The organism is Acidovorax facilis (assembly GCF_023913775.1).
GTDB classification, from domain to species: domain Bacteria; phylum Pseudomonadota; class Gammaproteobacteria; order Burkholderiales; family Burkholderiaceae_C; genus Acidovorax; species Acidovorax facilis.
The window spans coordinates 1-10,239 of sequence record NZ_JAMXAX010000180.1 but is presented as its reverse complement, the minus strand read 5'-3'; the positions used below and the strand labels follow the sequence as shown (position 1 = coordinate 10,239).

At 66.0% G+C, this 10,239-nt stretch carries 11 protein-coding genes; all 11 read right to left on the bottom strand.

What is annotated here, in order from left to right:
* Nucleotides 1-201: 201 nt before the first annotated feature.
* Entirely contained in the window at nt 202-1,587 is a 1,386-nt protein-coding gene (locus tag NFX52_RS27845) for an FAD-binding oxidoreductase (RefSeq protein WP_055394824.1), read from the bottom strand.
* A gap of 101 nt (nt 1,588-1,688) precedes the next feature.
* Complete coding sequence (locus NFX52_RS27840; RefSeq protein WP_082437302.1) at nt 1,689-2,609, bottom strand: ABC transporter permease; 921 nt, start codon at nt 2,607-2,609, stop codon at nt 1,689-1,691.
* Nucleotides 2,606-3,448, bottom strand: coding sequence for an ABC transporter ATP-binding protein (locus tag NFX52_RS27835; protein WP_055394826.1), 843 nt, complete (start codon nt 3,446-3,448; stop codon nt 2,606-2,608). Before NFX52_RS27835 ends, NFX52_RS27840 begins: the two co-directional genes overlap by 4 nt.
* 207 nt (nt 3,449-3,655) lie before the next feature.
* Nucleotides 3,656-4,660, bottom strand: coding sequence for an ABC transporter substrate-binding protein (locus NFX52_RS27830; RefSeq protein WP_055394828.1), 1,005 nt, complete (start codon nt 4,658-4,660; stop codon nt 3,656-3,658).
* An 85-nt stretch (nt 4,661-4,745) separates the two neighbouring features.
* Nucleotides 4,746-5,609, bottom strand: a complete 864-nt coding sequence (locus NFX52_RS27825) for a creatininase family protein (RefSeq protein WP_055394830.1) — start codon at nt 5,607-5,609, stop codon at nt 4,746-4,748.
* A 29-nt stretch (nt 5,610-5,638) separates the two neighbouring features.
* Nucleotides 5,639-6,103 (bottom strand): RidA family protein, encoded by a 465-nt coding sequence (locus NFX52_RS27820; protein WP_055394831.1) that lies wholly within the window; start codon nt 6,101-6,103, stop codon nt 5,639-5,641.
* Nucleotides 6,100-7,428, bottom strand: coding sequence for an amidohydrolase family protein (locus NFX52_RS27815; RefSeq protein ID WP_055394833.1), 1,329 nt, complete (start codon nt 7,426-7,428; stop codon nt 6,100-6,102). Before NFX52_RS27815 ends, NFX52_RS27820 begins: the two co-directional genes overlap by 4 nt.
* A gap of 23 nt (nt 7,429-7,451) precedes the next feature.
* Nucleotides 7,452-8,039 carry an NAD(P)H-dependent oxidoreductase gene (locus NFX52_RS27810; RefSeq protein WP_055394835.1) on the bottom strand — a complete coding sequence of 196 codons (588 nt, stop codon included), beginning with the start codon at nt 8,037-8,039 and terminating at the stop codon, nt 7,452-7,454.
* Between the two features lie 32 nt (nt 8,040-8,071).
* Nucleotides 8,072-8,374, bottom strand: coding sequence for a 2Fe-2S iron-sulfur cluster-binding protein (locus NFX52_RS27805; protein ID WP_055394838.1), 303 nt, complete (start codon nt 8,372-8,374; stop codon nt 8,072-8,074).
* 189 nt (nt 8,375-8,563) lie between these two features.
* Nucleotides 8,564-9,220 carry a TetR/AcrR family transcriptional regulator gene (locus tag NFX52_RS27800; RefSeq protein WP_055394840.1) on the bottom strand — a complete coding sequence of 219 codons (657 nt, stop codon included), beginning with the start codon at nt 9,218-9,220 and terminating at the stop codon, nt 8,564-8,566.
* 78 nt (nt 9,221-9,298) lie between these two features.
* The gene (locus NFX52_RS27795; protein ID WP_156358603.1) at nt 9,299-9,826 is read right to left on the bottom strand and encodes a nucleoside deaminase; all 528 of its coding nucleotides are present in this window, start codon (nt 9,824-9,826) and stop codon (nt 9,299-9,301) included.
* Between the last annotated feature and the right edge of the window lie 413 nt (nt 9,827-10,239).

The following is a 10,239-nucleotide window of genomic DNA, read 5'->3' as shown; positions in this document are numbered from 1 at the left end:
AACTCGCGCTTGCGGGTGCGCTTGGTGGTATTGCTCAGGCCCAGGCTGCTTTGCTTCATGGCCTTATTGTCTCGGCTTCAAGCCTTCGTAAGCACATTACGCAGGGATTTGTGCAGAGGGTCCCTAGGCGCTCGGCCGCAGGCAGTACAAGGAGTACGACAAGACGGGACAACCACGCCAGGGGAGTTTTTTGAGGCGCGCTTAGGCGGTTTGTCGCGCTGGCGTTGTCTCGGGCGCCAATTGTGTTGCCGCATACCAACTGCGCAGCTTGCCGGGGTTGAGCAGGCCCTGGGGGTCAAAGCGGCGCTTCATGCCCACCACGGCCGGGTCCAGGTGGTTCTGCTTGCCGTCTTCTACGATGTACACATGTGGGTTGTTGATCTGCACGCCGTGGTCGCGGTAGATCTGCATGATCTGGTTCAGACGCTCTTCGGTGGTGTAGCGGATGATCTGCAGGCCGCTGCAGTTGAAGGCGCCTTCCTTGGTGCGCAAGAACTCCAGGTGCATCATCACCTCGCCCTTCAGCGCTGCCTCCAGCGCCTTCACCTGCTTGAGGCGGTGCATGGGGTTGAAGCCGCTCTGGATGTAGGTCAGGCCCTTGTCCACCTTGAGGGCGTGCAGGGTGGTGTGGTTCCAGGTGTATTCGAGCAGCGTCTTGTGGCTGCCGGCCACTTCGTCGGCGGTCTTGCGGTAGGTAATCTGGCCGCAGTGCTGGGCCACCATATCGCGCATGCCGGCTTCGGAGTGCGGGGCTACCAGCATCAGCACCGCGTGCTGGTCGGCGGGCAAGTGCTCGGCCAGGCTGGTGAAGTATTGCGGGATGGGTGCGGCCAGAAAACACACCTCTTTTTTCTCCAGCCCGGGGGAGCTGCCAAAGCGGTCGGCAAATTCCAGCGCGTCGTCAAACTTGTCGAAGGTAGCGATGCATTCGGTCCACTCCACGGCAGGGGCCAGGGCCACTTCCAGCTCCAGCACGATGCCGTTGGTGCCGTAGGTGTGGTGCAGCAGCATGGCTTCGGGGCCGTGCAGTTCGATGATCTGCGGTTCGGGCTCCACCGTCATCGCACGCACGGCCAGCACGTTGCCAGGCGCGGCCAGCGGGCCGTGGTTGATGGAGCCTGCCCCCCCAAAGCCGCCGCCAAACAGCCCGCCCAGCGTGGCGCTGCGGTAGGTGCTGGGCAGCCAGCGCAGCTCTTGCCCATGGGGCTTGGCCTGCGCATCAAAGTCCGCCAGCCGGATGCCCGACTGCGCGCGGCCCACACCGCCGCGCACCCAGCCAAATGCGTTGTAGCCCGACAGGTCCAGGATCACGCCGCCGTGCAGCGGCGTGCTTTGCCCGTAGTTGCCAGTGCCGCTGCCGCGCACGGTGAGGGGAATGCCCGCGCTGGCGCAGGCGGCCACCACCTGGCGGATTTCTGCTTCGGTGCGCGGGCGCACGGCAATGTCGCCGCGCTTGCCCGCCAGGTCACGCTTGAGCACGGGGCTGAACCAGGCAAAGTCCTGTGAGAGGCGGCCCACGCGCAGCGGGTCGGCGATCCAGTCGAGGCCGGGCAGCAGGTCGGGCAGTTGATGGGCGGTGGTGGTCATGTCGGTATCTCCTTGGCCGCTGGTGGCCGTTTTGGGCAAAAGGAAGCCCTTGCCGCGCGCCAGTGGCTGCGCGCGGTGTGTTGGCGATGGGGTTGAAAGGGCTAGTCGTGCGACGTTTCGCTGGCGTGCCAGCCGCCCAGGGCGACGCGGGTGAGCCAGGCCATCAGCACGAACAAGGCGACGCCAGTGAGCGAAATCAGCAGCAGTGCAGCAAACATGCGCGGGATGTTGAGCTGAAAGCCGGCCTGCAGGATCTGGTACGCCAGCCCCGCACCCTGGCCCCCGGTGCCCGCCACAAACTCAGCCACCACAGCGCCGATGAGCGCCAGGCCGCTGGAAATGCGCAGCCCGCCAAAGAAGTAGGGCAGCGCGCTGGGGATGCGCAGGCGCAGCAGAGTCTGCAGCCGCGTGGCGCGGTTGAGCTGGAAGTAGCTTTGCAGATCCGGCTCCACACTGCGCAGGCCCAGCGTGGTGTTGCTGATGATGGGGAACAGGGCGACCAGTGCGGCGCAGATCACCATGGACGCGGTCGGGTCCTTCACCCAGATGATGATGAGCGGCGCCACGGCCACGATGGGCGTGACCTGCAGCAGCACGGCGTAGGGGAAGAGCGCGGTCTCGATGCGTTTGCTCTGCACAAACAGGAACGAGATGAGCACACCCGCCACGGTGGCCACCACAAAGGCCAGCACCGTGATCTTGACGGTGACCCACAGCGAGCCGCCCAGGGCGGCCCAGTCGGTGAACAGCGTCTTCATCATCAGGATGGGCGAGGGCACCAGGTAGGGTGGCAGCTCCATGGCCGTGACCAGCCCCTGCCACAGCGCGATCAGCACCAGGCCGACCAGCACGGGGTAGACCACGCGCTGCACGCGGGGTTGGGCCATGAGCGGCGGGCGTTTGGGTGTGGCCTTGGCGGTAGGTTTGGCAGCGACGGGTGCAGGCGCTGAGCGCGGGGCGGCTGCGGGGTGGGCGGTGACCACGGGCGACGCCATCGGTGCGGAAGGGAAGGGGGTGCTCATGCCACGGTCTCCTCGGTGTCCACGCTGGCGCGCAGCAGGCTGTCCTGCAGCAGCTTGGCGTAGCGGCTGAATTCGGGCGACACCATGAAGTCGGCCGTGCGGGGGTAGGGCGCGTCGATGCGGAACTCTTCAACCACGCGGCCCGGGCGCGCGGCCATCATGACCACGCGGCTGGAGAGGAACACCGCCTCGTGGATCGAGTGCGTCACAAAGATCACGGTGAGCTTCTTCTTGCGCCACAGATCCAGCAGGTCGGCGTCGAGCTTGTGGCGCGTGATTTCGTCGAGTGCTCCAAAGGGCTCGTCCATCAGCAGCAGGTCAGGCTGGGTGACCAGGCCGCGCGCAATCGACACGCGCATCTGCATGCCGCCCGACAGCGCGCGGGGCAGCGCTTTGGCGAACTTGGAGAGGCCCACCAGTGCCAGCGCCTCGGTCACGCGGGCGTCAGCTTCCTCGCGCGGCATGCCCGCCAGGTCCAGCGGCAGGCGCACGTTGGTCTGCACACTGGCCCAGGGCATGAGCGTGGGCGACTGGAAGACAAACGCCATCTTCTTGCCGCTTTCGTCCAGCTGCGCCACGGGCTTGCGCCACAGGTGCAGGCGGCCGTCGGTGGGCTCCAGCAGGCCCGCCACCATTTTCAGCAGCGTGCTCTTGCCGCAGCCCGAGGGACCGAGCAGGGTGACGAACTCGCCTTCCTCAATGGTCAGGTCCACCGGCAGCAGGGCCTGGGTGCCATTGGGGTAGGTTTTTTCGGCGGAGAGCACCTCCACGGCGGGTGTGGAATAGGTGGCTGGCGTCGGGGCGTGCACCAGCGGCGGAGAGTCAGCGGGGGATGTCATGGTCGCCTTTCGATGGATGCGGCCGTGGGGTGGGGTGCGGCGGCTGTGTCAGGGCTGGGGTGGCAGCGGGTGGTGCGGGTAGTGCGGGTGGTCCACTGGGCCTCACTCCACACACCGTTCGGGCTGAGCCTGTCGAAGCCTTGCGCGGCGCTTCGACGGGCTCAGCGTGAACGGTGGAGGTGGGGGGATGGAAGCCCGTGAATCCAATCAGGGAAGAACCTTGAGGTCCTTCACAAAGGCCGTGTTGTAGGTCTCGGCCAGCTTCACCTTGGCAGGGTCGATGAGCTTGGCGTCCACCAGGAAGTCGTAGCTGGCCTTGGCGCGTGCGTCGGTCATGATGCCGATGCCCATCGTGGCGGCATCACCCCCGGTGGCCATGCCCATTTCCTTGAGCTTGGCCACGCTGTAGGCGAGCTGCTCGTCGGTCATGTTGGGGTTGTCCTTCTTGATGAGTGCGTTGGCCGGGGCTGGGTCGGCCAGGTAGCTCTTCCAGCCTTCCATCGAGGCCTTCACAAACGAGGCCACGGCGGCGCTGCGGTCCTTCACCGTTTTTTCCATGCACGAGATGGTGGTGGCGTAGGCTGGGTAGCCCTGGTCGCTGAACATCAGCGTGTTGGCCTTGACGCCCGCCTTGGCAATCGCAAACGGCTCGGACGTCAGGTAGCCCTGCTGGGCGGCGTTCTTGTCGGCCACGAAGGGCTGAATGTTGAACGTATAGGGGCGCGTCTGCGAGTCGGTGAAGCCGTACTTGGCCTTGAGCCAGGGCCAGTAGCCGCGCTGGGCCGCCGAGGCGATCAGGATGGTCTTGCCCTTGAGGTCTTCGAATTTCTTCACGTCCTCGTGTGCGATGAGCACCTGCGGGTCCTTCTGGAACACCGCCGCCACGTTGACCACCGGCACGCCGCCTTCACGCATCTGGATCATCTGCAGGTCGCTCGATCCCATCACGCACTCGGCCTGGCCGGCGGCCATCATCTGCACGATGTTGACCTGTGGGCCACCCATCTTGATGGTCACGTCCAGCCCATACTTTTTGTACAGGCCCGTAGCCACCGCCTGGTAGAAGCCGCCATGTTCGGCCTGCGCGTACCAGTTGGTCATGTAGGTGAACTTTTCCTGCGCGTGGGCAGTGCTCGACATGGCGCCGACGGCACCAACAGCGAGCAGCGCGGCTGCACCAATTTTGGAAAGGCGGGAGGCGGTCTTCATCATGGTGGTACTCCGGTAGGGGGTGGAGGTGGAACGAAGGGACAACGAAGGGGAAGGCGAAAAGGTTTTGCGGTGGCGTTCGCAGGTTTCAGGCCAGTGCGGACGGGTGCTCGATGTGGCCGGTGTGATGGGCCCGGCCCCAGGTGGGCTCAGCGCGCGGTGCCCACTGCAGCTTGTGCAGCTCGGTGATGGCGGCCGCCCAGCTCACGGCCAGCGAGTCGAGGATGGCGTGGCCCTGCTCGGCCGTGGCGGGCAGCGGGTCGCCAATGATTCCGCTGGGGCCGAAGTCGCGCGCACTCCAGGCGCAAGCAGGGCGGCCGTCGGGTGAGAGCAGGGGCGAGTCAAAAACGGGCGGGTAGTTGACCACCGCGCGTTCCATGTGCACGGTGTCGGGGGCCAGCGCCAGCATCAGTGCGGTTTCGCCGTGGCCCGCATGCATGGCCAGGCGTTTTTCCTTGTCGGAGAGGAATTTGCCCGCCACATGCGGCACGCGCCAGGTGAAGCTGGGCACCACGATGAAGTCGCCATGGCGCAAGCGCAGCTCGCGGGCGCACATCTCCATCACCTGCGGCTGGCCGCCGTGGCCGTTGACGAACAGCAGCTTGCGAAAGCCCGCGCGGTACACCGACTCGCCCACCTCGTTCATGGTGGCCAGCAGGGTCTCGCCGCTCAGCGTGACGGTGCCCGGGAAGTGCAGGTGTTCTTCGGACTTGCCGTAGGTGATGGGGGCCATCGCAAACGCAGGCACATCGGCCGGCAGGCGCGCCAGCGCATGGCCCACCACGCCTGCGCTGATCACCGTGTCCACCGCACAGGGCAGGTGCGGGCCGTGCTGCTCGGTGGCGCCCGTGGGCAGCACGATGACGGTGTTCTCCTTGTCCGGCAGGTCTGCGATCTCGGTCCAGCTCAGGTAGGGCAGGTAGCGGTGGGGCGGGTTGTAGCCGTGCAGCATTGGGGGGTCTTTCGTGAAGGAAGGCGTTGTTAGCGCAAAGGGAGGTAGGCCGTGGCCTCCACCTCGATGAGGATGTCGGGCGTGGGCAACATGCCGCTCACTTCCACCACGGTGGACGCGGGTGGCTCGCCGGGGAAGAACAGCTTGCGCACGCGGCTGTACTGTGGGAAGTGGTCCAGGTTCTTGAAGTACTGCACCAGCTTGAACACGTCGGACATCTGGCCGCCTGCGGCCTCGATGGTCTGGCGGATGCGGTCGAGCACGTACCAGCTCTGCGCGAGGATGGGGCCCTCCTTGATGTCGCTGCTGAACTCGCCCGTGCGGCCAATCAACGTGGCGGCCTCATGCGGGATGTCGTCGTAGCCACGCACGATGCGGCTGGCGGCAGGGTCCACGGCGATGATCCCGCTCAGGTAGATGAAGTCGCCTGCGCGGCGCCACGCGGCGTAGCGGGCCAGGGGCTGGGCGATGCCGGGCGCAGATATGGGACTCATGCAAGGCTCCTTGCGGATTGGGTTGTGGGCACATGCCAGGCAGCCGGTGCATGGCCGCTGGCGACGCGGCCCTGGCGCAGCACCACGCGGCCCTGCGCGCCTTGTGTGCGCGACGGAAAGCCCCAGTGGTCGGCCTGCGTGAAGACCAGCAGGTCGGCCACCGTGCCGGGCTGCAGCGGCAGCGCCGTGGTGCCAGTGCGGCCGGTGCGCAGCCAGTCGGCACGGCACAGCGATTCGCTCCATTGGTCGAAAGGTGCATCCAGCTGCGCCGCCAGCACGCCCGTGGCCAGGGCTTCCAGCGGGTCAAAGCTGCCCACGGGGCAGAACGGGTCTTGCACGTTGTCGCTGGCGACCAGCACCGGGATGCCACGTGCGCGCGCCTCCTTCACCAGCGTCAGACCACGCTGGCGCGGTGTGCGGCCGGTGGTGGCGTCCTGCAGCAGCAGGTTGGTGATGGGCAGCGTGACCAGCGTGATCGGGCTTTGTGCCACCGCGTCGAGCGTGGCGAGGGCCGTGGCCTCGTCCTGTGCGGCCAGGGCGCAGGTGTGGCCGCAGACCACATGGCCTTCAAAGCGCAGTTCCTTGACCAGTGCGGCCGTGGTCGCCAAGCCCTGGGCGCCGGGGTGCAGTTCTTCGTCCACATGCAGGTCCACGTTCAGCCCGTGGTGTTGTGCGGCTTCCAACAGGTGGCGCAGCGCTTGCGGGTCCCAGTTGGTGGAATGCACAAAGCCGCCCAGCAATGCGCCGGGGCCGCTGGCGGCCACGGTGGCGGCCAGCCGCAGGGCGGCGCTGCGGTCTGCGTACAGGTGCAAGGGGATCAGGCTCACACGCTCTAGCGTGATGCGGTCGGCCCAGTCGTGGGCCAGTGCGCGCAACACGTTCCAGGCCAGTGGCTGCGCGTCGGGCTCCCACCAGTCGCAGTGGGTGCGCAGGTGCACGGTGCCTGCGTCGTAGGCCCATTGCAGCCCGCGACTGGCGCGGGCGTGGATGTCGGCTTCGGTCCAGCCCTGGCGGTCCACCATCATGGCCTCGATGGCGCCCAGCAGGCCTGGTTTGACCACGCCCATGCGGGGTAGGGTGAAGGCCTTGTCCAGGTGGGTGTGGGCATCGACTAGGCCGGGCAACACCAGGGCGCCCGCTACGTCCCACACGGTGCCATGTGGCGCAGGCTGGGTGCCGTGGGGCAGCACTTGCACGATGCGTCCCTGGGCCAGCTGCAGGTCGGCCAGTGCGGGCTGGTGGCCCTGCTGCGGCCAGGCGGCGGGCAGCAGCCAGCGCGGCAACCGTGTGCGCAGGATGCGGTCGGGGGTGTTGGATGCGTGCATGCTGTGGCCCTTAGAACGTGGTCTTACGCAAAGCGCGCCATCGCCTGGCCCACACGGGCCTTGAAGGCCGCCAGCCGGGGCGGTGTGGCCACGTTCATGTGGTAGTAGGCGTGGTAGTTCACCCGCGCCTTGCCGCCCGTGAGCAGGCGCATGTAGCGGGTGATGGACTTGCGCGGCGGGTCGCCCATGAACAGGGCCGTCCAGCGGGGGCGCCCGTAAGTGACCACGGCCGAGATGCGCTTGATGTGCGTGAGCGAGGGTTTGACGTTGTGCGGGTCGCTGATGTCAAAGGCCACGCCGGGCATGAGCACGCGGTCGAAAAATCCCTTGAGCATCGCCGGCATGCCAAAGCACCAGGTGGGAAAGCAGAACACCACGGCTTCGGCCCAGAGCAGGCGGTCCACATAGCCCTGCACGGGCAACTGGTTGCTGGGCACCTCGTGGTAGCCCAGGCGCTCTTCGCGTGTCATCACGGGGTTGAAGCCCTCGGCGTACAGGTCGCAGTCGTCCACCTCATGGCCCGCGCCGCGCAGCTGCTGCACCACCTCGGTGTGCAGGGCTGCGTTGTAGCTGGTCTCTACCGGGTGGCAATAGATCACGAGGATGCGCATGGCGGGGGTCCTTCGGGTTGTGGGGGATGGGCCTACAGGTCCAGCGTGAGCGTGGCGCTGTGGCTGCGCGCGCAGCACACGGCGACGTGGGTGGCTTGCTCTGCAGCGCTCAGGCAGCTGTCGCGGTGGTCGGGCTCGCCGTCCAGCCAGCGGGTCACGCAGGTGCCGCACATACCCTGCGCGCACAGGGTTTCCAGCGGTACGCCAGCGAGCTGCAGCACATCGGCCATGCTCTCGCCGGGGGCGACGGGCAAGCGCATCTGGCTGCGCTGCAGGATCAGCTCGAACGTGTGTTCTGTGCGGGCGGCGTCGGCGGTGTCAGGGGCTGTCTGCATTGTTTGACCATGTGATTTGATCGATTGGTCAAACTATTGCAAAGGCTGTGCCAGTCACAAAAATCGGTCAAACGTCTTTGTGGTGGATCAACGCGGCCTGAAAGCGGCTTTGGACGCCGCGTGCTGGTGCAAATTTCCCGGGACTCGTCCCTCGGGCACCCGAGGGATGCCCAGAATGGGGCGGGGGCCTTAGTCTGGTGCGAGGCCGCAGCCCAGCAGCACAAAGCTGGTGAGTTCGCGCACGATGGGCTCGCGGTCGATGGGCTCGTCGGGCGCCAGGCCCAGCATGATGTGCACCTGCACGCCGTAGTCGGCGTAGTGCTGCGTCATGCCCCAGATCTGCATCAGCAAAACCTTGGCGTCCACCTTGCGCATGCGGCCTTCGGCAACCCAGCGGTTGATGAGGTCCACCTTCTGTTGGGTGGACTTGACGGCCACCGGCCAGTACTTGCCCAGGTTGCGCCCACCGCCCAGCACCTCGGTGGTGAAGATGCGCGACAGGCCCGGGTTGTCCAGCGCGTAGTCGAGCTTTTTGCGCACATAGCTGCTCAACACCTTCTTTGGGTCGTCGCTGTTGCTGTCAAAGATGAAGGCGCCCGACCAGCCGTTGAGCACCGAGTACAGCAGCTCTTCATACAGCTCTTCCTTGCTGCTGATGTAGTAGTGCAGCTGGGGCTTGGTCAGGCCCGCGCGCTCGGCGATGGCTTTGGTGGATGCCCCTTTGAACCCATGGCGGCTGAACTCGGCAACCGCCGCCTCGCGGATGGCGGTGAGGATGCGCTCGCGCCCTTGTTTGGCGCGGCCCAGGAGTGCGCCTGAGGCGACATCGGTTTCGGTTTCAGTCATGGACGGGCGGGGTGCGGGATGCGCGGCTTGCAAGAGACAACAGGTAGAAGACAGCGATTTTGCGCGCTACTGCTCGCTTCACGCTTTCCAGAAGCCGATGTGGGGAACGCTGGCCTCCTCGATCAGCGCGGGGCCAATGCACTCGATGGAATGGGGCGATGCTGCGAACACATCGCGGCAGGACAGCTCTGCATCGCGTTGTTCCGCTCGCTCGCCGCGATAGACCCGCAGGCGAACGGCGTCAATGCCAAACACCACGCGGCCAATGCCAGACCAGAAAATTGCGCCTGCGCACATCACGCAGGGCTCGGCTGACGAGTACAGCGTGGCTTTGGCCAGTGCATCGCGGCCCACGCGGGGGCTGAGCTGGCGCACGGCGTTGGTTTCGGCATGGCCTGTGCAGTCGCCAGTTTCAGTGGTGTTGCAGTAAGCCTCGGCAAGCAGTTCGCCGCCTGCGCCCACCACCACGGCGCCAAATGGACGATTGCCGCGCGCGCGTGCCGTGCAGGACCAGACGATGGCCTGGCGCAGGTAGGTGCCGTCGGTGTCGTTGATGGGCGTGGGGTCGTCAAAACTGGCAGGGTGTGCAGACATGAGCGCGTGCATGGGGTGTCTCCGTCGATGGTGGGTGGGTTGCTGTCGTTGTGCAACGCCGGACTGTCTGCACGCCCGCCGTTGTGGTGCAGGGCGCTATGCATTTGGCATGCCAATCACAATCAGTGACATGTATGCATGGCTTTTGACGTGCTGTGCACCAGCGCTCTGGCTGCTTGCTGGCACGCATGCAAGGCGCTGTGGGCATTCTTCTTGCATCGCTATTGGCAAGAGTAGAAGCGTTCACTGCGTTATCCCTGTGCCACCCTGCACGAGGCGATGCCAGTCGGAAATTGCTCTTGAAGCCCGCTGTGCGCACAGCGGTGTGCGTTGGCACACCGTGGCTTCAAGGGTTGAATGGCCGGCCGCAGCAGGCGGTGCCAAACGCTCTTGAAGCACCCAGCGGGAGGGCCTTTCTTCCTTCC